The organism is Curtobacterium sp. MCBA15_008, from assembly GCF_001865065.1.
Classification (GTDB): domain Bacteria; phylum Actinomycetota; class Actinomycetes; order Actinomycetales; family Microbacteriaceae; genus Curtobacterium.
Genome location: NZ_MJGN01000034.1, coordinates 57729 through 77744 on the forward strand (window position 1 = coordinate 57729; position 20016 = coordinate 77744).

General features: G+C 72.7%; 23 protein-coding genes. 9 read left to right on the forward strand and 14 right to left on the reverse strand.

Translation table 11 applies throughout. From position 1 onward, the window contains the following. Positions 1–64: 64 nt before the first annotated feature. Complete coding sequence (locus tag BIU96_RS13240) at positions 65–2401, reverse strand: septum formation family protein (RefSeq protein WP_071293084.1); 2337 nt, start codon at positions 2399–2401, stop codon at positions 65–67. After that, positions 2398–2949: an orotate phosphoribosyltransferase gene (gene pyrE / locus BIU96_RS13245; RefSeq protein ID WP_071293085.1), complete on the reverse strand. Its 552-nt coding sequence runs from the start codon at positions 2947–2949 to the stop codon at positions 2398–2400. The genes BIU96_RS13240 and pyrE overlap by 4 nt, the downstream gene beginning before the upstream one ends. An 86-nt stretch (positions 2950–3035) precedes the next feature. Between pyrE and BIU96_RS13250 the strand changes: the two genes are divergently transcribed. Next, positions 3036–4703, forward strand: coding sequence for a hypothetical protein (locus BIU96_RS13250; RefSeq protein ID WP_071293086.1), 1668 nt, complete (start codon positions 3036–3038; stop codon positions 4701–4703). A 91-nt stretch (positions 4704–4794) separates the two neighbouring features. Then, on the forward strand, positions 4795–6132 hold the full coding sequence (locus tag BIU96_RS13255; RefSeq protein WP_083402902.1) for a M23 family metallopeptidase: 1338 nt from the start codon (positions 4795–4797) through the stop codon (positions 6130–6132). Here BIU96_RS13255 and BIU96_RS13260 read toward each other — a convergent pair. From BIU96_RS13260 to BIU96_RS13285, 6 genes are read right to left on the reverse strand one after another with little or no spacing between them, the layout of a single operon-like run. Beyond that, positions 6129–6920 (reverse strand): aminoglycoside 3'-phosphotransferase, encoded by a 792-nt coding sequence (locus BIU96_RS13260; RefSeq protein WP_254786147.1) that lies wholly within the window; start codon positions 6918–6920, stop codon positions 6129–6131. The two genes, BIU96_RS13255 and BIU96_RS13260, sit on opposite strands and share 4 nt — an antisense overlap. 7 nt (positions 6921–6927) lie before the next feature. Further along, positions 6928–7521, reverse strand: coding sequence for a hypothetical protein (locus BIU96_RS13265; protein ID WP_071293087.1), 594 nt, complete (start codon positions 7519–7521; stop codon positions 6928–6930). Further along, positions 7518–8144, reverse strand: a complete 627-nt coding sequence (locus tag BIU96_RS13270) for a hypothetical protein (RefSeq protein ID WP_071293088.1) — start codon at positions 8142–8144, stop codon at positions 7518–7520. The genes BIU96_RS13265 and BIU96_RS13270 overlap by 4 nt, the downstream gene beginning before the upstream one ends. Continuing rightward, positions 8141–8524, reverse strand: a complete 384-nt coding sequence (locus tag BIU96_RS13275; RefSeq protein WP_071293089.1) for a hypothetical protein — start codon at positions 8522–8524, stop codon at positions 8141–8143. Before BIU96_RS13275 ends, BIU96_RS13270 begins: the two co-directional genes overlap by 4 nt. Beyond that, the gene (locus BIU96_RS13280) at positions 8521–8712 is read right to left on the reverse strand and encodes a DUF2273 domain-containing protein (protein WP_071293090.1); all 192 of its coding nucleotides are present in this window, start codon (positions 8710–8712) and stop codon (positions 8521–8523) included. Before BIU96_RS13280 ends, BIU96_RS13275 begins: the two co-directional genes overlap by 4 nt. Continuing rightward, complete coding sequence (locus BIU96_RS13285; RefSeq protein WP_071293091.1) at positions 8709–9155, reverse strand: Asp23/Gls24 family envelope stress response protein; 447 nt, start codon at positions 9153–9155, stop codon at positions 8709–8711. The genes BIU96_RS13280 and BIU96_RS13285 overlap by 4 nt, the downstream gene beginning before the upstream one ends. A gap of 160 nt (positions 9156–9315) precedes the next feature. On the opposite strand from BIU96_RS13285, the gene BIU96_RS13290 reads away from it, so the two are divergent. Together BIU96_RS13290 and BIU96_RS13295 are read left to right on the forward strand one after the other, a co-directional pair. Next, positions 9316–10152 (forward strand): exodeoxyribonuclease III, encoded by an 837-nt coding sequence (locus BIU96_RS13290; protein ID WP_071293092.1) that lies wholly within the window; start codon positions 9316–9318, stop codon positions 10150–10152. A 96-nt stretch (positions 10153–10248) separates the two neighbouring features. Further along, positions 10249–10506: a hypothetical protein gene (locus BIU96_RS13295; RefSeq protein ID WP_071293093.1), complete on the forward strand. Its 258-nt coding sequence runs from the start codon at positions 10249–10251 to the stop codon at positions 10504–10506. 6 nt (positions 10507–10512) lie between these two features. Here BIU96_RS13295 and BIU96_RS13300 read toward each other — a convergent pair whose 3' ends face one another. Both BIU96_RS13300 and BIU96_RS13305 read right to left on the reverse strand, forming a co-directional pair. Next, a complete protein-coding gene (locus tag BIU96_RS13300) occupies positions 10513–10920 on the reverse strand; it encodes an aldehyde dehydrogenase (protein ID WP_071293094.1) in 408 nt (135 codons plus the stop codon). Positions 10921–11112: 192 nt separating this feature from the next. Then, complete coding sequence (locus BIU96_RS13305; RefSeq protein WP_071293095.1) at positions 11113–12036, reverse strand: AEC family transporter; 924 nt, start codon at positions 12034–12036, stop codon at positions 11113–11115. 126 nt (positions 12037–12162) lie between these two features. On the opposite strand from BIU96_RS13305, the gene BIU96_RS13310 reads away from it, so the two are divergent. From BIU96_RS13310 to BIU96_RS13320, 3 genes are read left to right on the forward strand one after another with little or no spacing between them, the layout of a single operon-like run. Continuing rightward, positions 12163–12759: a nitroreductase family protein gene (locus BIU96_RS13310; RefSeq protein WP_071293096.1), complete on the forward strand. Its 597-nt coding sequence runs from the start codon at positions 12163–12165 to the stop codon at positions 12757–12759. Positions 12760–12819: 60 nt separating this feature from the next. Further along, on the forward strand, positions 12820–13263 hold the full coding sequence (locus BIU96_RS13315; protein WP_083402903.1) for an acyl-CoA thioesterase: 444 nt from the start codon (positions 12820–12822) through the stop codon (positions 13261–13263). A gap of 40 nt (positions 13264–13303) precedes the next feature. Then, positions 13304–14062 (forward strand): HAD-IIB family hydrolase, encoded by a 759-nt coding sequence (locus tag BIU96_RS13320; protein ID WP_071293097.1) that lies wholly within the window; start codon positions 13304–13306, stop codon positions 14060–14062. Between the two features lie 32 nt (positions 14063–14094). Here BIU96_RS13320 and BIU96_RS13325 read toward each other — a convergent pair whose 3' ends face one another. Then, positions 14095–14718 (reverse strand): phosphoribosylanthranilate isomerase, encoded by a 624-nt coding sequence (locus BIU96_RS13325; protein ID WP_071293098.1) that lies wholly within the window; start codon positions 14716–14718, stop codon positions 14095–14097. A 73-nt stretch (positions 14719–14791) separates the two neighbouring features. After that, the gene (locus tag BIU96_RS13330) at positions 14792–15844 is read right to left on the reverse strand and encodes a serine/threonine-protein kinase (protein ID WP_071293099.1); all 1053 of its coding nucleotides are present in this window, start codon (positions 15842–15844) and stop codon (positions 14792–14794) included. Between the two features lie 200 nt (positions 15845–16044). On the opposite strand from BIU96_RS13330, the gene BIU96_RS13335 reads away from it, so the two are divergent. After that, complete coding sequence (locus tag BIU96_RS13335) at positions 16045–16248, forward strand: DUF2945 domain-containing protein (RefSeq protein ID WP_071293100.1); 204 nt, start codon at positions 16045–16047, stop codon at positions 16246–16248. Positions 16249–16261: 13 nt separating this feature from the next. On the opposite strand, the gene BIU96_RS13340 is transcribed toward BIU96_RS13335, so the two are convergent. After that, positions 16262–16993, reverse strand: a complete 732-nt coding sequence (locus BIU96_RS13340) for a DedA family protein (RefSeq protein ID WP_071293101.1) — start codon at positions 16991–16993, stop codon at positions 16262–16264. 71 nt (positions 16994–17064) lie between these two features. Next, on the reverse strand, positions 17065–18213 hold the full coding sequence (locus BIU96_RS13345; protein WP_175477554.1) for an ROK family transcriptional regulator: 1149 nt from the start codon (positions 18211–18213) through the stop codon (positions 17065–17067). 30 nt (positions 18214–18243) lie between these two features. Here BIU96_RS13345 and BIU96_RS13350 point away from each other — a divergent pair, with 30 nt between their 5' ends. After that, on the forward strand, positions 18244–19959 hold the full coding sequence (locus tag BIU96_RS13350) for a beta-N-acetylhexosaminidase (protein WP_083402905.1): 1716 nt from the start codon (positions 18244–18246) through the stop codon (positions 19957–19959). Positions 19960–20016 lie beyond the last annotated feature (57 nt).

Here is a 20016-nt window from a genome sequence, read left to right on the forward strand (position 1 = left end):
CGTACGACGTCGACGATGTCATTCCGGGTCGCCTGACCCGGGCGGCCGGCGCGACCGGCCGGCCCTACGGCGCGACGGACCCCGTCAGCGGCTGCCCGGACGACCGCGTGACGAAGCACGAGATGAAGGTGTCGCCCTGGTCCCACGTGGCCTGATCGGGCGCGTAGGAGCCCTGCACCTGCACGTCACCGACGGCAGCGGCCGCCGAGGTGTTCAGCGCCGCCGAGGTCTGGCACTGCTCCGCGGCCTGTGCCGAGAGGGCGTCCGGCCCCGGCCACTGGTTCGCCGACACGGGCAGGCGTGCGGTGAGCTGGGCGATGTGCGGTGTCGCGCAGTCCACGACCGTGAAGGTCTGCGCCCACGCGTTCGAGAACGGCGACAGGCACTCCCCACCGGCGAGCTCGGTCCAGCCGTGCTCGCCGGGGGCCGCGGGGGTCGTCGCGAACTGCAGCGTCTGCAGCCCCTGCGACGGCGACGGGGTAGCGGCCGGGCTCGAGGCCGTCGAGGCCTTCGCCGAGGACGCGGACGAGGCCTGGGCAGAGGCAGCCGAGGTCGACGTCGGCGCCGGGGTGTGCTCCTCGATGGTGTTGCCGAGGATCCAGCGCGTCAGGGCGAACACCGCGACGAGCAGGATGACGATCAGGGCGATCGAACCCCAGATGAGCAGGCGTTTGCCGCGCTGTCCCTCGTTCCGCAGCTTGGCGAAGCCCTCGTTGATGAAGTTGTCGCGGTCGCCACCACCGGCGGCGGCCGCCGGAGCCGTCGGGGCCACGGGCGTGCGGCCGGGCGCGGGAGCGTGCGCCGGGGTGCTGCCGACCGCGGGCATCATCCGCGTGCTGCTGTCGTGCGGGTCGTAGCCGGTGCCGCCGAGCTGGCCGACGGCCTCGGTGCCGAACAGGTCCTTGATGGCGCTGGTGTCGCTGGTCTCGCGGCCGTCCCACTCGGACTGGTCGAGGTCGTCCGGGGCGGCGGTGGGCAGCGGTTCCGGAGCCCGGTCGTCGGCGGGAGCGTGCCCGCGGATGCCCATCACGGCGTCGAGGTCCTGCCCGACGGCCGGCGGCAGGTGCGCCGGGTACGCCGGTGCCTCGGCGTCGGCAGCGGGCTCGACGAGGGGCGGGGCCGCGGTCGGCGGCACGGTCGCCTCCGGCTCGGCCCACCAGGGCGTCCCCGCCACCGGGAGCGCGGTCGTCGCCGCGTCGGCGCGGGTGCGGTCCGGTTCGGCGTCGCGCTCGTCGGCCGGGAGGCCCGTGGCCGCGTCCGCCTCGTCGCTCGCGTCGTCGGCGAGGGTCCAGTCGAAGGCCGCGGTCGGCTCGTCGCCGGGCGTCGCCGTCGCGTCGTCCGAGTCGTCCACTGCAGGCGGAACGACAGCCGACGGGACGACAGCCGGCGGGACCACGGCCGGCGGCACCACGACGGCGGGCGGGACCACAGCCGGCGGCACGGCGGGCGGCACGGCGACCGGAGGCGGCACGACGGCCGGCGAGCCGAGGCCCGGCGTCGCGAGCTCACCCGAGACGACGTCGTCGTCGGACTCGTCCGCCAGCGTCCACGCGCCACCCGCGAGGGCCGTCGTGTCGAATGCGTTCGTGGTCAGGGTCGCCGGGACCTCACCGGCCTCGTCGTCGTGGATCGCCCAGTCGAAGGGACGGTCGTGCGCGGCGGCGTCCTGCGCGGCCGCGGCGTCGGCGATGCGGAGCAGCTCGGTGAAGCTCGGCGGCTCGTCGCTCGTCGGCAGCACGTTCTCGACGCCGAGCGGCTGCTGCGGCGCCACGGGGCCAGCCGGCGCCGGGGACTCGGGGTGCGACCCGGTCGCCCGGCCGAGCCAGTCGACGTCGCTGCGGCCCTCGCCGAACGGGTCGAGGCGGCGGCGTTCGTCCTCGATCGCGCGGTTCTCGGCTGCGCGCTGGTCGCGGTGCGACTGCGCGGTCGGCAGCTGGATCGACGACGGGTGCGGCGCGGCCGGGGCCGGCGGCACGGGGGCAGCGGCCGGGATCCGCTCGCCGAGGGTCTCGCGCTCGTGCTCGGCACTCGCCTGCGGGTTCACCGACGGGGCGGTGAGCTGCTCGGGCATCGAGATCGCCTGGGTGGCGGCGTCCTCGTCGGCGGACGAGGACGTCGGGGCCGTCGCCTGGGGCTCGGCTTCCGGTTCGGCCTCGGGCTCGAACGGTTCCGGCAGCGGTGCGCCGGTCTCGCGAGCGGTCTTCTCGGCCTCGCGGCGCTCGCGCCGCGACGGCCAGTCCTCGGCACCGCGCGGCGCACCGAAGATGTCGGCGGCACTGCGGAGACCGTGGAACGGAGCGTCCGGGGCGGACTCGCGCCGTGCCTCCAGTCCGTCGTCCCCGCGCTCGGGACCGGCGGCCTGGTCGGGCTCGTGCGCGTCGTCCGGACGCTCCGGGGTCACGCGCTCAGCCCCAGATCGGCCAGCCCGATCGCCGCGAAGTACGGGTACCCGGCGGCCTCGATCTTCTCCTTCGCGCCGGTGTCGCGGTCGACGACGACGGCCACGGCGGCGACGATCGCGCCCTCGCGCTCGAGCGCCTCGGCGGCCTTGAGCGGCGAGCCGCCGGTGGTCGAGGTGTCCTCGAGCACGACGACGCGCTTGCCCTTGAGGTCCGGCCCCTCGACCTGCTTGCCACGGCCGTGGTCCTTCGGCTCCTTGCGGACGACGAAGGCGTCGTAGGCCAGGCCACGGGCGGCGGCCTGGTGCAGCACGGCGCTGGCGATCGGGTCGGCGCCCATGGTGAGGCCGCCCACGGCGTCGACGTCCGGCATCTGCCCGACGAGGTCCGTCATGACCTGCCCGATGAGCGGGGCGACGCGGTGGTCGAGGCTCACCTTCCGGAGGTCGATGTAGTACGTCGCCTTCTTCCCGCTGGTGAGGGTGAAGTCGCCGTGGAACACCGCTTCGTCCGAGATGAACTGGATGAGCTGGTCGCGCGCGTCGGTCACAGCCCACAAGGGTAGCCGGTCGTCCCCGGAGCGCGCTCCCCCAGCCCGTGGGGGTGGGGAAGAGGGTCACTCGGTACGCTCCGGTCATGTCCTCCGACGCGCGCACGACCACGGCCGTGGCGCGTCTGTCGGGCGGCCCGCGGTGGCGTCGACTGGTCGCCGCGACCGGCCAGGAGGCAGTGGGCGCGCTGATCGCGCTGGCCCTGTCCGTCATCGCCCTCCGCCACGTCGTCGCGACGGCTCGCGTGGACCTGCTCTGGTACGACGGCGACTCGGTGCTGCTGCCGCTCGTCCGGCGGTCGATGGAGCTGGGGCAGCCGTTCGAGTGGGCGATGTCCCCGGCGTTGTTCTTCTTCCCCGAGCTACCCGTCTACCTGCTGAGCGCCGCGGTCACGGCGACCCCGCAGCAGGCCCTCGCGCTCAACGGCGTCGTGGTGCTCCTCGCCGTGTACGCCCTGGTCCGTGCCGCCGCGAACGAGCTGATGCCGGCAGCGCGACGGTCGGCCCGGATCGCCGTCTCCGCGATCGCCCTCGGGTTCCTGACGCTGCTGGTGCTCACCGAGTCGTCGGCGACCGCGACGTCGCTCGAGCTCGCGTCACTGCTCCTCACCACGACGTACTACTACGGCGTGGTCCTGGCGATGCTCGGCACCGCCGTGCTCGTGCTGCGGGCGGTGCGCATCGGCCGGGCCTCGGTGCCGGTCCTCGTCGTCCTCGGGCTCGTCGCCGCGTGCACGACCGCGTCGAACCCGCTCTACGTGCCGTGGTCGGCTGCGCCGGTGGTGGTGACGCTCGTGCTGCTCGCCCTCGCGCGCCGGTTGCCCTGGCGCCCGGTGGTGCTCCTCGCCGGCACCGTCACGGCGGGGTCCGTCGTCGGGTACCTGCTGCGGATCCCGCTCCGGCCGTTCGTGTCGCTCGACCCCTCCACCTACGTGCAGCCGTCGCGGGCGGCGGAGACCCTCGGTTTCTTCGCCGCGCTGACGGACGACCGCGCGGGCTCGGCCTCCGGGGACGCCGGGCTCCTCCTGATGTTCGTCGGGGTGCTCCTCACCGTCGGCGGCACGGTGTGGGCGTGGCGGGTGCGCACCTCGCGGACGGTGCTCGTCGCGGCGGCGCTCCCCCTGGTCACCGTGCTCGCGGTGTCGGTCGGGGTGGTCGTCGCCGGCTCGGAGACCCCCCGGTACCTCGAGCCGGTCGTGACGGCACCGCTCCTCGCCCTCGTGGCGATCGCCGAACTCGCCCGCACGGCGGTCCGTCGCACCCAGGTGCACCGGCCCCGGCGCGGGGTGCGCGTCGTGCTGGCGATCGCCGCCGCGGGGGTCCTGCTCGCGGGGGTCGCCACGGCGCCGAGCACCGCGCGGGCGGTCGTCACGGCACGCTACGACCCGGCCTCGTGCCTCGACACGTGGGCCGACGGCCGCGACGTCGTCGGGGTCGGCCAGTTCTGGACGGTGCGGCCCCTCGCCGCGTACTCGTCGGAGAACGTGCAGCTGCTGCAGGTCCGCGACACCTTCGAGACGTACCCGTGGCTCGTCGACCTCGGGGCCTACCGCGACGCCGCGCCGACCTTCGTCGTCATCGGGTCGCACGACCTCTGGACGACCGCGGTCGAGGACTCGCTCGGCAGCCCCGCGTCGATCACGCACTGCACCGGGTTCGACGTGTACGACTACGCCGGCACGTCCGGGGCATCGGTCCTGCAGCGGGACGTGGTGGACAGCGCCGACCGAATCCGGCTCGAGCGCGGTTTCTGAGCCGTTCCCCGCACCGTTCTCCGCACACGAGTTCTCCACAGCGGCGCGCCGTCGAGCCGTCTTCTCTGTACGGATGTATAGGCTCGTCGCCGTGACTCGCCCCCTCAGCCACCGCACGACGCGTGCGACCGTGCGCCTCCGACTCGCTGCGACCGCCCTGGCCCTCGCCGGCCTCGTCGGCACCGTCGTGCTCGACGCGCCCTCGGCCAGTGCGGCGAAGTACCCCTCGTGGGACGAGGTGATGGCCGCCCGCGGGCAGGAGTCCGCCAAGCAGGGGCAGATCACCACGATCAAGGGCATCATCTCGGGCCTCTCCGACGACCTGAAGGCGGCCGAGGCCGAGGCGAAGCGGCTCGGCACCGAGTTCTTCGAGGCGCAGAGCGACGCGCAGGACGCGGCCGAGAAGGAACAGCGGCTCCGTGCCGACGCCGACGAGCACAAGGAGATCGCCGACCAGAGCGCCGCGCAGGCCGGACAGTTCGCCGCGCAGATGGCCCGCTCCGGCGGCGCCGACGTCACCGCCTCGGTGATCACCGGCGGCGAGGACGCGAAGGACCTCCTCTACAACCTCGGCGCCCTCAGCAAGCTGTCCGAGCAGGCCGAACGGGTCGAGGCAGCAGCTACCGCCGACGCCGCGGTCGCCCGCTCGCTCACCGCGCAGGCGGACCGCGCAGCCGAGGCGCTCGAGGACCTCGCGGCCGAGGCAGAGCGCCGCATGCAGGCCTCGCAGGCCGCGGCCGACAAGGTGCAGACCGCCTACGACGAACAGCAGACCAACAAGGCGCGCCTCGACGCCCAGCTCGCGACCCTGACGTCCGGACGGGTGCGGACCGAAGCGGAGTTCGCACAGGGCGAGAAGGTCCGCAAGGCCGCCGAGGCGAAGGCCGCGCGCGAAGCAGCGGCACGTGCGGCCGCAGCCCTGGCGGCAGCGGCGAACAGCGGCGGCGGCGGCGGCGGTGGCGGCGGTGGCACCGGCAGCTCCGGTTCGGGCGCCGGCGGTTCGGCGGGCTCCGGCAGCGGGACCGGCTGGGTCCGTCCGGCGAGCGGCTACGTCATCAGCCCCTACGGGTACCGCGTGCACCCCATCACCGGTGCGGTGACGAAGCACGACGGCGCCGACCTGGCGAGCGGCTGCTACACCCCGATCGTCGCGGCGGCCGCGGGCACCGTCGACTACGCCGGCTGGTACGGCGGGTACGGCAACTACGTCCGGATCAGCCACGGCGGCGGCGTGCAGACCGCCTACGGCCACATCGTGAACGGCGGGTACCGGGTGGCCTCGGGCCAGCGGGTCTCGGCGGGGCAGCTCATCGCCCTCGTCGGTTCCACGGGTGCCTCCACCGGGTGCCACACGCACTTCGAGGTCCACCTCGGCGGTGCGACCGTCGACCCGATCCCGTTCATGGGCGCCCGGGGCGTCGGCTTCTAGCGACCAGCGCCGTCGGCGGTCTCGATGCCGTCGTCGTCCAGGTTCCACAGCGCCCGGTACCAGGCGGTCCGCTCCTCGTCGATCGGCACCCCGTAGGCCTCGTGGAACAGCTGCTCCCACCCGGGACCGTAGTTCCACCCGAGGGCCATCGTCGCGACGCCCAGGTCGGCCCAGCGGTCCGCGATGCCGAGTGCATCGAGGTCCACGTGTCCGGCCCACCGTCCATCCGCGCCGATGAGCGTGTTCGGCGTGCAGGGGTCCCCGTGGCAGACCACCACGCGGTCGACCGGGGGCTCCGGCCCGATCGACTCCGGGTCGACGCCGGCAGCGCGTGCACGACCGGTCCGCTGCGCCGTGGACCACTCGAACGGGCAGTCGAGCACCGGCAGCGCCTCGTGCAGGGCGCGCAGGCCCTCCCCCGCCGCGACCACGGCCGTCCGCGGCTCGTCGTGCCAGCGGGGGTCCACCGCACTCCACCCGGGCAGGGCGCGTGTCCGCAGCCAGGCCCCCTCGTCGTCGAGGCCGTGGTCGAGCAGCTCGGGCACCCGCGCGTACCGGGACGCCCAGGTCAGCCGAGCCGCTTCGCCGACGACCCAACGCGCGTAGGCGTGCGGCAGGACCTTCACGTACTCCTCGGCGTGCCCGTCCTCGCCGATGCGGAACGTCCGGCCACCGATCTCGTTCACCCACACCGCCTGCACCGGTCGACCGCGCGCGGCCTCGGTCACGACGTGCGGCACGACGACGTCCCCGCGAGCGCGGGCCAGGCCGTCGACGGAGCGCGGCACGGCGGCCTCAGTGCACCCGGTCGGTCCGGCCCGAGCCCGATCCGCCCCGAGCGATCTCGAGCAGAACCGGGAGCCGGTCGCCGAGCAGCGCGTCGAGGTCGGCGACGATGCCCTCGACCCCGGTCGTGATCTCGCGCGGCGAAGCCCCTCGACGGGGTCGGACACGGATGCGGATCGCCCGGTTGCCACGGACGCGGTAGACGTCGACCGCCAGCGACCCGACCTGCGGCATCGCTCCGATCGCCGACGACAGCGCGTGCTGCACCGCTGCGGCGTCGATGCGGACGAGGCCGGCCACGCCGTCGGAGGACCCGTCGTCCTCGACCACGGTGCCCACGCGCCCGCCGCCGAGGGTCGTCAGCACGACGAGCGCGAGGATCCCGAGCACCACGGCCCCGCCGAGCACCCAGGTCCACCCGGTGACGGAGGCGTCACGGGCGGCCCCGGCGCCGAGGTCGCCCAGTGCACGGCCCGAGTCGTGCCACGTGGACGCGGCCCACGGCACCGTCTGCACCAGGATCGTCGCGACGCCGGCGACGAACAGCACGAGTCCGACGACGACGAGCGCCGTGCGGCCGAGGCCCCGGTTCGTCGCGTTCATCCGTCCACCCGTCCGGTCGGCTGCACCCGCACCCGCGCGGTGATCGGCGGCTCGGCGTCGATCGCGGCGAACTCCTCGGTCACCGCCTCGGTCGCGGCCACGGCGGGGACGTCGACGCCCGCGGCGGGGCGGAGCACGACGTCGACCGTGCGGCGACCGACGGTGCCGACGGCCGCGTCGGGGCCGAGCCGGGTCACGGAGCGTGCCGCACGGGCCGCGGCGGAGGCGAGCACCTCGTCGTCGACGACCACGGCGAGGCGGTCGGACGACATCGCGTGCCGGGGCCGACGCTGCGGCAGGAGGCCCTGCGCGAGGAACACCAGGCCGAGGAACGCCACGATCGCGGCGATGCCGACGGTGATCGTCGTGTCGAGGCCGCGCGGCGCCCCGACGGCGCGGTCCACGACGTCGCGCGGGTCGATGCCGAGCACCCGCTGGTCGAGCAGCACGAGGGCCGCGGCGAACACGGCCGCGGCGGCGAGCACGAGCAGGACGAGCATCGCGACGACGACCGTGCCCGAGCGCGAGGCACTCGTCTCGCGGCGGACGATGCGGCGGTAGACGCGGTCGTGGGTGCGACCGGGCGTCGCGGCCGGCGTCGCCTCCTGCTGCTGGAGCGTCACCGGACCCTCCTCGGCGTGTCCACGACCGACGACGAGAACGTCACGGTCACCCGTTCGACCTGTCGGCCGGTGATGTGGCGGAGCCGCTCGGCGATCACGGCGCGGGCCCGGTGCGCCGTGGTGACGACGGGTTCGTCGGGGACCGCGTGGCTGCCCAGCACCGGGACGGCGAGCGGGGCCGTGATCTCGACCGCCAGCGCACCGTGACCGTCGTCGGCGACCCGGGCACGGGCCTCCCGGAACGGCACACGCAGCGCTTCGGAGGCGACCGCCTGCGCCGTGTGGACCAGGGCTGCCGAGCCGACGCGGTCGTACCCGGCCACCTGCCGCGGAGCGGGCGGTGGCGCTGCGACGCCGCTCGCCACCGCGGCTGCGCTCACGACGAGCTCCGGCGTCCGCGCAGCACGTCGAGCAGGCGGCGGAAGTCGATGTCGCCCGACACGATGCGGGCGACCAGGCCGCCGACGAGCATGAACACGGCGACGACGACGAACGCCCAGAAGCCGAGCGTCACGGCGACGATCGCGAGGACCGCGCCGACGCCCATGCCGACGACGGTGGCGCTCACCGGACGCGACCCTCGGCATCGGTCTCGACCCCGTTGAGCGCCGGGATGTTGACGTCGTTGATCGCGATGTTGACCTCGGTGACCTCGAGGCCGACGAGCTCGGTCACGGCCTTCGTGACGGCCGCGCGCACGGCGGACGCGACGTCCATCATCGGGATCGGGTAGTCCACGACGATCGTCAGGTCGACGGCGACCTGGGTCTCGCCGACCTCGACCCGGACGCCCTGTCCGAGCGCGCTCGAACCGATCGCGTCGCGGATCGCACCGAAGGCACGCGCTGCGTTGCCGCCGAGGGCGAAGACCCCCGGGACGTCACGGGCGGCGATGCCCGCGACCTTCGCGACGACCGTGTCGTCGATGATCGTCCTGCCGTTGGTGGTCACCTGCGTCGTCACGGTGCCCGTCGTCGCGGTCCCGTCGACGCGGTTCGTCGTCGCTGCCATGAGTGCCTCCGGTTGCGGTCGATTGCTGGACCACCCAGCGAACACCATCGTGCCGTGCCGCGGCCGAGAGCAGGACACGGCACGCGGCGTCGGTCCGCGGCGGCCGTCCGGGCCGCTGCGCTGCACTCGGTTGCCGGTGGTCCCCGGTAGGTTCGGACCCATGCGCGTGGCGACCTGGAACGTGAACTCCGTCCGGACCCGAGTCGGTCGGGTCGTCGACTGGCTGGTGCGCGAGGACGTCGACGTCCTCGGCATGCAGGAGATCAAGTGCAAGCCCGAGCAGTTCCCGGTCGACGCGTTCGAGGCCGCCGGCTACACGGTCGAGGCGTACGGCACGAACCAGTGGAACGGCGTCGCGTTCGCCAGCCGCCTGCCGATGGAGGACGTCACCCGCGACTTCCCCGGGCAGCCCGGCTTCCTCAAGGGCCACGAGGGCCCCGACGTCCCGACCGAGGCCCGCGCGATCGGCGTGACGGTCGACGGCGTCCGCCTGTGGAGCCTCTACGTGCCGAACGGGCGCGAGGTCGGCGACCCGCACTACACGTACAAGCTCGACTGGCTCGCCGAGCTGGCCGACCGGACGGCGGAGTGGATCGCGGCGGACCCGGCGCAGCCCCTCGCGCTGATGGGCGACTGGAACGTCGCGCCGCTCGACCAGGACGTCTGGGACGTGCGGGCCTTCGAGGGTGCCACGCACGTCAGCGAGCCGGAGCGTGCCGCGTTCCGTGCGTTCGAGTCCCGCGGGTTGCAGGACGTCGTCCGGCCGATCGTCCCCGACGGCTACACCTACTGGGACTACAAGGCACTGCGCTTCCCCCGCAACGAGGGCATGCGGATCGACTTCGTGATGGGGTCGCAGGCGTTCTCCGACGTCGTGACCGACGCCCGCATCCACCGCGACGAGCGGAAGGGCGACGCCCCGAGCGACCACGTCCCCGTCACGGTCGACCTCGACCTCGAGACCTCGCTCGACGACGACCGCCCGATGATCTTCTGACGGCTCTGTTACGTCCCGGGTAGCCGCGCGTTGAACGGGCGGAGCGGGCCGACGTAGGTTTCCCTGCACCGAATTCCTCCGAGAGCAGGTGAAGCCATGTCCCGCACGACCCCGTCGACGATCCTTCCCATCCAGCGCGTCATGGCGGACGCCACCCCCAGGGCCTGGAGGGACGGCATCGTCCTCGAGACACGTCCCGTCGACCTGGTGGTCGCCTTCCTGGACGGCGACGTCACGCAGCTGCGGGTGGCGGACGCCGACACGCTCGTGTCGGTCGGTGACCCGGTCGCCCACCACCCGGCCGCGGAGATCCTCAGCGCGGGTGGCCGCAAGACCACCGCACGCGTCGCCTAGCGGGAGTCAGGCGGTCATCGAGGCCAGCATCGCCTCGCACTTCGCGACCATGTCGTCGCACGCCATCGCGCAGTAGCGGCAGGCCTCGTCCATGTCGGCGTGCTTGCGGCACTCCGCGGCGCAGGCCGTCCCCATGGTCGTCACGGCCGTGAGCATCGCCTGCATCGACGGCATGTCCATGCCCATCGGCCGCATCATCATGCGCATGCCGGTGTCGGCCAGCATCGCCGTGTTCGAGCACATCGCCGCGCACGTGGCCATCTCGGCCCCCATCCGCATGTCACTCGCCGAGCACATCGTCGCGGCCATCGACGCGGCGTTCATCGCCATCATCGTGTCCTGCATCAGGTCCATGTCCATCGACACGGGCATGTCACTCGTCGACATGGTCTTCATCATCGCCATCGTGTCCATCGGGATCTCCTGTTCCTCGTGGTCACGGAGCGGTCCGCCCCGTGTGCGTCAGGGTACGCGCGGGACCGCACCGGCGAGGGAGCACCGGCGAGGGAGCACCAATCGTCGCCTCGTCTGGGACGTCCCGACGATTCCTGCTCCCTCGAAGCGACCCGCGGGCGGTAGCCTCCCGCGGGCGGTGGCGGCTCGCGCCTACGGGTGCAGGAGCGCCGCGACGGCGACGAGGACCGGCACCGAGCCGATCGTCGAGATGAGCACGACGTCGCGCGCCACGGGCACGGCAGCCCCGTAGCGCTGCGCGTAGTTGAAGACGTTCTGCGCCGCCGGCAGCGCCGCGAGGGTCGTGAGCACGAAGACGTCCTGGTCGCCGAGCCCGAACACGAAGCGGGCGAACACGAACGCCACCGCGGGCATCACCACGAGCTTGATCGCCGAGGCCACGATGACGTCGGTGCGGATCGCCGGGTCACGGAGCGGCGTCGCCCCGTGCAGGCTCATCCCGAAGGACAGCAGCACGACGGGCACCGCGGCGGCGCCGACGAGGGAGAACGGCTCGAGCACCGGTGTCGGCAGCTCGATCCCGGTCGCCGAGAACGCCAGCCCGACGAGTGACGCGATGATGATCGGGTTGCGGAACGGCCCGGAGATCCGCCGTCCCCAGCTGCCACCGTCCGAGGTCGCGGTGTCGAGCACGGTGAGGGCGATCGGCGCGAGCACGATGAGCTGCAGCAGGATCACCGGCACGACGGCGGTGGCCTGCCCGAGGACGTACACGGCGACCGGCAGCCCGATGTTGTTCGCGTTCACGTAACTCGACGCGAGTGCCCCGATCGTGGTGGTCGCCAGCGGGCGGCGGAGCACGAGCCGGAACACGAGCGCGGCGCCGAGCGCGACCGAGACCGCGCTGACGAGGGACACCCAGAGCATCGGTGACAGCAGCGATCCGATGTCGGCGCTCGCGATGGTGTGGAAGAGCAGGGCGGGCATGAGCACGAAGAACGCGAGCCGGCTCATCACGAACTGGGCGTGCGGCCCGAGCAGGCCGGTGCGCCCGACGACGTACCCGGCCGCGATGATCGCGCCGATGATCGCGAACCCGGTCAACACGCCACCCATCGGGTCCATCCTCGCACCGAGTGGGTCCCCCGACAGCGCGCGTGCCGCAAGGTGCCGTCGCGCCGCGGTGTCATGTGACGCCGTACCGGTCGGAATGCGTACGCATCGATTACCGTTGAGCGCACCATGACCTCGACGAACTCCAGCACGCTCACGCGTTCGACCGACTCCAGCCAGCCCCTCGTCCCGCTCCTCGAGGAGCGCTGGAGCCCCCGCTCCTACGACGAGACGGCGACCGTCACCGACGCGCAGTTCGACGCCGTCCTCGAGGCCGCTCGGTGGGCGGCCTCCGCGATGAACTTCCAGCCCCGCCGCTTCATCGCCGGCCGTCGCGGCACCGAGACGTTCCGCAAGATCAACGAGAACCTGCTCGGCTTCAACGCCACGTGGGCCTTCCGCGCCAGCGCCCTCGTCGTCGGCGTGCTCGAGACCGTGACGGAGGACGGTGACGAGCGTCCGTTCGCCCAGTACGACCTCGGTCAGTCCCTCGCCGCGCTGACCGTCCAGGCGCACGCCGAGGGCCTGCACGTGCACCAGATGGCGGGCATCGACGCCGAGGGTCTCCGCGCGGCCTTCGACCTGCCGGAGCGCTTCCTGCCCTTCACCGTGACCGCGATCGGCACCGTGGCGGACCCGTCGCAGCTCGACGACAAGGCCGCCGAGCGCGAGGTCGCTCCCCGCACGCGCCTGCCGCTCGACGAGGTCGTCCTCGTCAAGGAGTAGTCGCTCCGATGCACGCGGCCGCGCCCTCTGCGAGGACGCGGACGCGTAGTATGTCGTGACATGCAGCACGACGAACAACAGCACGACGACGCCCAGCCGGAGATGAACTTCTACACGCGGAAGTGGGTCCGCCCCGAGGACCTCAACGCGAACGGCACCCTCTTCGGCGGCAGCCTCCTCCGCTGGATCGACGAGGAGGCGGCCGTCTACGCGATCATCCAGCTCGGCAACGGCAAGGTCGTCACGAAGTACATGTCCGAGATCGAGTTCGTGTCCTCCGCGAAGGCGGGCGACATCGTCGAGATCGGCCTCGTGGCGACGCGCTTCGGGCGGAGTTCGCTGACCATGCGCGCCGAGGCCCGGAACCTCTTCACGCACCAGAGCATCCTGACCATCGACGAGGTCGTCTTCGTGAACCTCGACGCCGACGGCAACCCGGCCCCGCACGGGTACACCGACATCACGTACAAGCGCGACCGCGTCCCCACCACCCACCGCTCCTGACCGGCGGTGGCTGTCGGCCGGACCTGACAGAATCGGTCGCATGACCACGCCCCGACTCGTCGCCTTCGACCTGGACGACACCCTCGCCCCCTCGAAGTCCGCGCTCGACCCCCGCATGCTCGAGACCTTCGCGTCCCTGCTCGAGGTCGTGCCGGTCGCGGTGATCTCCGGCGGCAACTTCCAGCAGTTCGAGCAGCAGCTCGTCACCCCGCTCCGCGACCGCGACGGCCTGACCCTCGACGACCTGCACCTCCTGCCGACGTGCGGCACCCGCTACTACCGGTGGGCCGGCGACGACTGGGTCCTGCAGTACGCCGAGGACCTCACCGAGGAGCAGAAGGCCCGCGCCCTCGCCGCGGTGGAGTCACACGCCAAGGCCGCCGGGTACTGGGAGTCCGAGACCTGGGGTGCCATCCTCGAGGACCGGGGATCGCAGATCACGTTCTCCGCGCTCGGGCAGGCGGCGCCGGTCGACGTCAAGAAGCAGTGGGACCCGACCGGGGCGAAGAAGGACGACCTCCGCCGTCGGGTGCAGGCCGACCTCCCCGACCTCGAGGTCCGCTCCGGCGGTTCGACGAGCGTCGACATCACCCGCAAGGGCATCGACAAGGCCTACGGCATGCAGCGTCTCGCCGAGATCACCGGCATCGCGCTCGACGACATGCTCTTCGTGGGCGACCGGCTCGACCCCGAGGGCAACGACTACCCGGTGAAGGCCCTCGGCGTGCCCTGCCACGCGGTCACGGGCTGGGCGGACACCGACGCCTTCCTGACGGAGCTCATCCCGACGCTGCGCTGACGCCCCGACGGGGTCCGGTCGGGCGGGTCCGGTCAGGGGATGCTGCGGACGGCCTCGACGAACGCCCGGATCTTCGCCGCGTCCTTCACGCCACGCTCGGACTCGACGCCGCTCGAGACGTCCACGCCGTCCGGGTCGAGCGACTCGATCGCCGCGACGACGTTCGCCGGGGTGAGCCCGCCGGCGAGGATCCAGGCCTCGTCGACCTTGCCGTCGATCGAGGCCGGGTCGATCAGTCGCCCGCTGCCCGGCACCGCGGCGTCGAGCAGCAACAGGTCGTGGTCGTACGAGGCGCGCACCTCGGGCGTCTCGCGGAGGTAGTCCTCGGCCGCGACCGCGCGGATCGTGAAGAACCCGGCGTCACGCGCACGGGCGAAGTCCGTCGCCCGCTCACCGCCGTGGAGCTGCAGGGTGGTCAGCCCGACCTCGGACGCGATGCCCACGATCTCGTCGATCTCCTGGTCGCGGAAGACCCCGACGGCGTCGATGCCGTCCGGCACCCGCTCGACGAGTTCCTTCGCCAGATCGGCGGTCACGGTGCGGGGGCTGCCCGCGGCGAAGACGAACCCGACCGCGTCGGCACCCGCGTCGATGGCGGCGTCCACGGTCTCGGGCGTCGACAGGCCGCAGATCTTGATCCAGCGCTGGTCGGTCATGCTGTCCATCCTGCCAGGGACGCACGGCCTCGGAGCGATGGCGTTCGCTGAGGACGTAGCCGGGCGACGGACGTCAGTGCAGCATGCCCGCCACGTAGGCGGCGCCGCACGCGACGATGACGCCGAACGCCGCGAACGACCCGACGAGCACGTTCCGGCGACGCCAGCGGCGCACGACCGCGAACGTGCCGCGCTTGGCGTGCCGGTGCGCTGCCCGGTGCATGCGGTGGTCGCGCTTGTGCTTGACCCGCTGCGGGCCGAGCGGCACCGGACCGGTGACCTGCGTCGAACCGCCGCGCAGCGCGTTCGCGATCGCCACCGCGGTCGGGCGACGCTCGGGATCGCGGGCCGTCATCTTCGCGAGCAGGTCCCGCCACTCCGGCGCGATGCCCTCGGGGATCTCGGGGTCGTGCCGCAGTCGGGCCAGGGCTGCCTCGATGAGGGTGCCGGAGTACTCCTGCTTGCCGGTCAGGGCCTCGAGCAGGACGAGCCCGAGCGAGTAGATGTCGGTGGCGAAGCTGATCGGTTCCCCGGCGACCTGCTCGGGGCTGAGGTACGCCGCCGTGCCGATGATCGTGCCGTCGTTCGTCAGCCGCGACCCGTCGACGAAGTGCGCGACGCCGAAGTCGGTCAGCTTCACGGTGCGGGCGAACCCGGACGACCCCTCGTCGCTCATGAGGATGTTGGCGGGCTTCACGTCACGGTGGACGATCCCGCGGGAGTGCACGTAGGCCAGGGCATCGGCCAGCTGGGCGCCGAGGTCGGCCACCTCGTAGTTGTGCAGCGCGCCGTCGGCCAGACGCCGGAGCAGCGTGGTGTCGGCGATGAGCTCCATCACGATGTACCGGTGCGGGCCGTCGTCGAACTCGTGGGTACCGGCGTCGTAGAGCGGGATGAGCCCGGGGTGCGAGAGCATGCTGAGCAGCCGGATCTCGCGCTCCTGGCGCACCCGGTCCGCCGTCGTCATCGAGTCGGGCGTGGCGAACATCTTCACGGCGACCGCGCGGTAGGTGTGCTCGTCGCGCGCTTCGTAGACCGACCCCATGCCGCCCGTGCCGATCAGCTTGACGAGCCGGTAGCGGCCCGAGAGGACCGTGTCCGTCCGTACGCTGTCGAGCAGGGTCATGGTGTCGTCGTTCCGTGTTCGGAGCCCGGTGATCCGTGGCAGTTGCCAGCAAGGTGACTCACCCAGTACGGTACGCGGCCGCGTCCGATTCCGCTGCGGCGTTATGACATCGTGATCGGCCTACTTCCCTGTGTTCATGCGGATGCATCGGGGTACAGTCCGACTCCCACGAAGGTGAGCGATCACGCAAGGAGGACAGGATGGCGCTGTCGAAGGGCGACGAAGTGCACTGGAACACGTCGCAGGGGAAGACGACCGGCACGCTGGTCGAGAAGAAGACGAAGGACTTCCAGTTCGACGGGCAGTCGTTCAAGCCGACGGACGACGACCCGTACTGGATCATCGAGTCCGAGAAGTCGGGGAAGCGAGCCGCGCACAAGGAGTCGGCGCTGACGAAGGCCTGACGACGAGCGGGGCTCAGTCCTCGGCGGCTCCGGCCCGGCGGCGCCCGCGCGGCGCCGGGTCGGACCGGCCAGCGTCCGTCCGCTCGGCCCGCGCCCGACGGATCCGCCGCACGACGAAGGTCACGACGACCACCGCGATCGCGACGTAGAGCACCCGGTCGATCCACTCCGTGTACTGCTCGACCCGGTCGTACTGGTTGCCGAACGCGGCGCCGAGCAGGACCAGCGCGCTGTTCCAGATCCCGCTGGCGATGATCGTGAAGAGCGAGAAGGTGCCGAGGTGCATCCGGTCGGCGCCGGCCGGCAGGGAGATCAGGCTGCGGACGATCGGCACGAACCGGCCGAAGAACACCGCGCTCTTGCCGTGCCGGTGGAACCAGTCGGCGGCCTTGCGGAAGTCGTCCTCGTCGACGAGCGGGAGCTTGCCGAGCCAGCGGGTGGTCCGCTCGAAGCCGATCCCCGCCCCGAGCCAGTAGAGCACCAGCGCGCCGAGGTAGGACCCGAGGGTCGCGAGCACCAGGACGAGCACGAGGTTCATCCGCCCGGCCCCGGCGAGGAAGCCGGCCAGCGGCAGGATCACCTCGGACGGGATCGGCGGGAACACCGTCTCGACGAAGAGCATGAGGGCGACGCCCCACTCGCCCAGGGCGTCGATGAGCTGGAGCACGAGCCCCGAGAGGCCACCCATCTCGGAGTCCCCGGCGGCTGTCACGGTCGTGGCCGGCGCGGCCAGGGCAGTCGTCATGTGTCCATCGTCCCTGAACGCCCTGACAGATCCCGGCGCGCGACCTGGGGATCAGCCCCGTCGCCGTCCGGTCAGCCGAGCCCCATGTGCGACGTCCGGACGTGGGTGAGCGACCGGGCGAGCGCGCCGCGTGCCACGGCGTCGCGGCCGACCGTCGACGGGACGATCTCCACCGGGTGCCTGAGCTGCGGCGTGACGACCTCGGCGAGCGCCTCGGCGAACACGGCTGCGGCCGGCAGGACCTCGCCGCCGACGACCACCACCTCGGGGTCGATCGTCGTGACGAGCTGCACCACACCGGGTGCGACGTCCGCGGCGAACGCCCGCACGACCGCCGACGCGTCGGCGTCGCCCTGCCCGGCCGCCGCCATGACGGACTCGAGGTCCGCGCCGGACGGGATCCGCGCCTCCAGGCGGGCCGGCGCGCTCGGCCAGCCGGTCGATGCCAAGCCGCCCATCTCGCCCGCCGCCCCGCGCGCACCGCGCGCGAGCTGCCCGTCGATGCGGTACGCGGCACCGATCTGGCGCCCCATCACCAGGTAGAGGCCGTCCTGCACGCCGCGGAAGCGTCCCCACATCGCCTCGGCGGTGGCGGCGAGCTTCGCGTCGTTGTCGAAGAACGTGGCGGCGCCGGGGAACAGGTCGCCGATGCGGCCGGGGACCCGTCGCTCGACCCACTGCGGGACCGCCACGGTGTAGTCGATCTCGCCGGAACGGTCGACGACTGCCGGCACGCCGAAGGTGGCGGCGAGGAGCTTCGACGGCTCGGTGCCCTCGACCAGCCGGCGGACGACGTCCTGCACGCTGTCCCACGCCTGTTCGGCCGAGGCGAGGTCGGCGTAGACCTCCTCCACCCGGGCGAGCTGCTGGCCGCGCAGGTCGGACCGGAGCCCGACGATGCCGTGCAGCCCGAGGTCGACGCCGAGCACGGAGCCGGCCCCGGCGTCGGCGCGGAAGCGCTTCGCCCGGCGGCCCGCCTTGTTCGGCGTGGCGATCGCCTCGGCTTCGGTGACCCAGCCCTCGGCCACCAGGTCGGCGAGCGCCGCCTCGACCGTGGGACGGGAGAGTCCGACCGTGCGGCTCAGCTCGGTGACCGTGTGCGAGGAGTCGTCGCGGAAGAGCTCGTCGAGGATCGCCCGCGAGTTGATGAGGCGGAGCATCCCCGGGGTGCTGCCGACGACGCCACCCGGAAGCGTTGACACGGTCTCGTCCACAGCCATAGCCTCCATATTACGAAAGATCATTGAGGAATGGTGGACTGCGACATGCTCATCCCACGGCCGCGCCGCACCGAACCGGGTGTCGGTGCCTTCGCGATCACCCCGTCGACACGCATCGCCGCAGACCCTGCGAGCGAGTCCGTCCGACTGTACCTGCAGCAGACCCTGCGCGGATCGACCGGGCTGCCGGTGCGCGACGCCGACGACGCGCACGCCACCGACGTGATCGTGCTGCGCGTCGCGACCGACACGGACGACGCGACCGCCGCCGCTCTGCCCGAGGGCCCGGGCGGCGACCGCTCCGAAGCCTTCCGGTTCGACGTCACGCCCGACCGCGTCGAGGTCACCGGCGGCAGCGCTGCCGGCGTCTTCTACGGCGTCCAGGCCCTCCTGCAGTCGCTCCCCGCCGACGTCTACCGGAAGGGCCGCGTCGGCACCGGCCCGTGGTCGATCCCCTCGGTCACGGTCGAGGACGCCCCCGCCTTCGCCTGGCGCGGCGTCATGCTCGACGTCGCCCGGCACTTCCGCACCAAGCACGAGGTCATGCGGGTCGTCGACCAGCTGGCCGCCCACCGCCTGAACCGGCTGCACTTCCACCTCACCGAGGACCAGGGGTGGCGCATCGAGATCCGGAAGTACCCGCGCCTGACCGAGGTCGGCTCGTGGCGGACGGAGTCCCAGGTCGGCGCGCACGTGCCCGGACCGGACGGCGAACTCGTGATCGCCGGCAAGGACGGCCGCCCGCACGGCGGCTACTACACGCAGGACGACATCCGCGAGATCGTCGCCTACGCCGCCGACCGGTTCGTGACCGTCGTCCCCGAGATCGAGACGCCCGGCCACGTCCGCGCCGCCCTCGCCGCGTACCCGGAGCTCGGGGTCACCGGGCAGCCGATCGACGTCTGGACCGAGTGGGGCATCGCCGACGACGTGCTGAACGCCGAGGAGTCGACGATCGCGTTCTTCCAGGACGTCCTCGACGAGGTCATCGCGCTGTTCCCCTCCGAGTACATCGGCGTCGGCGGCGACGAGTGCCCGAAGGTGCAGTGGGAGCAGGACCCGCGCACGCAGGAGCGCATCCGCGAGCTCGGCCTCGAGGACGAGGAACAGCTGCAGGCGTGGATCATCGGTCGGCTGGCCGCCCACGTCGAGTCGCACGGTCGTCGGGCGTTCGGCTGGGACGAGATCCTCGAGGGCGGCACCCTGTCGAAGTCGGCGACCGTGGTCTCGTGGCGCGGCCTGACCGGAGCCCGGACCGCGGCGAAGCGGGGCCACGACGTCATCTCGGCGCCGGACGACCAGGTGTACCTCGACTACCGGCAGAGCGACCTCGAGACCGAGCCGATCCCGGTGTCGATCGTCCTGACGGTGGACGACGTCTTCGCCTTCGACCCGGTGCCGTCCGACCTGACCGACGCCGAGCGCGCACACGTCATCGGCGGCCAGGGCAACATGTGGACCGAGCACGTCGACACCGCGCGGAAGCTCGACTACCAGCTGTTCCCCCGCGTCGCGGCCCTGGCCGAGGCGCTGTGGTCGGCGGACGTCACCGGTCCCCGGGACGTCGCGGAGTTCCGCGGTCGGCTCGCCGAGCACGTCGCCCGGCTCGAGGCGATGGGCATCGAGTACCGGCACGAGGCGGGTCCGTTCCCGTGGGAGCAGCGCCCCGGCGTGCCCGGGCGTCCGCACTCGCGTGAGGAGCGTGCGGCCTACATCGACGCGGTGACCGCGAACATCGCCGAGTAGCGCCCGACGCGACCACTGACGGACGGGAGGCGCGGTGCCGGCTGGCACCGCGCCTCC

What these genes read in the sequence shown, in the direction of transcription:
- BIU96_RS13305 (WP_071293095.1), bottom strand. Translation starts at nt 12,036, where the DNA reads ATGGGTGGCGTGTTGACCGGGTTCGCGATCATCGGCGCGATCATCGCG.
- BIU96_RS13335 (WP_071293100.1), top strand. Translation starts at nt 16,045, where the DNA reads ATGGCGCTGTCGAAGGGCGACGAAGTGCACTGGAACACGTCGCAGGGG.
- BIU96_RS13250 (WP_071293086.1), top strand. Translation starts at nt 3,036, where the DNA reads ATGTCCTCCGACGCGCGCACGACCACGGCCGTGGCGCGTCTGTCGGGC.
- BIU96_RS13285 (WP_071293091.1), bottom strand. Translation starts at nt 9,155, where the DNA reads ATGGCAGCGACGACGAACCGCGTCGACGGGACCGCGACGACGGGCACC.
- BIU96_RS13350 (WP_083402905.1), top strand. Translation starts at nt 18,244, where the DNA reads ATGGTGGACTGCGACATGCTCATCCCACGGCCGCGCCGCACCGAACCG.
- BIU96_RS13340 (WP_071293101.1), bottom strand. Translation starts at nt 16,993, where the DNA reads ATGACGACTGCCCTGGCCGCGCCGGCCACGACCGTGACAGCCGCCGGG.
- BIU96_RS13265 (WP_071293087.1), bottom strand. Translation starts at nt 7,521, where the DNA reads ATGAACGCGACGAACCGGGGCCTCGGCCGCACGGCGCTCGTCGTCGTC.
- BIU96_RS13330 (WP_071293099.1), bottom strand. Translation starts at nt 15,844, where the DNA reads ATGACCCTGCTCGACAGCGTACGGACGGACACGGTCCTCTCGGGCCGC.
- BIU96_RS13300 (WP_071293094.1), bottom strand. Translation starts at nt 10,920, where the DNA reads ATGGACACGATGGCGATGATGAAGACCATGTCGACGAGTGACATGCCC.
- BIU96_RS13295 (WP_071293093.1), top strand. Translation starts at nt 10,249, where the DNA reads ATGTCCCGCACGACCCCGTCGACGATCCTTCCCATCCAGCGCGTCATG.
- BIU96_RS13320 (WP_071293097.1), top strand. Translation starts at nt 13,304, where the DNA reads ATGACCACGCCCCGACTCGTCGCCTTCGACCTGGACGACACCCTCGCC.
- BIU96_RS13315 (WP_083402903.1), top strand. Translation starts at nt 12,820, where the DNA reads ATGCAGCACGACGAACAACAGCACGACGACGCCCAGCCGGAGATGAAC.
- BIU96_RS13310 (WP_071293096.1), top strand. Translation starts at nt 12,163, where the DNA reads ATGACCTCGACGAACTCCAGCACGCTCACGCGTTCGACCGACTCCAGC.
- BIU96_RS13325 (WP_071293098.1), bottom strand. Translation starts at nt 14,718, where the DNA reads ATGACCGACCAGCGCTGGATCAAGATCTGCGGCCTGTCGACGCCCGAG.
- BIU96_RS13290 (WP_071293092.1), top strand. Translation starts at nt 9,316, where the DNA reads ATGCGCGTGGCGACCTGGAACGTGAACTCCGTCCGGACCCGAGTCGGT.
- BIU96_RS13345 (WP_175477554.1), bottom strand. Translation starts at nt 18,213, where the DNA reads ATGGCTGTGGACGAGACCGTGTCAACGCTTCCGGGTGGCGTCGTCGGC.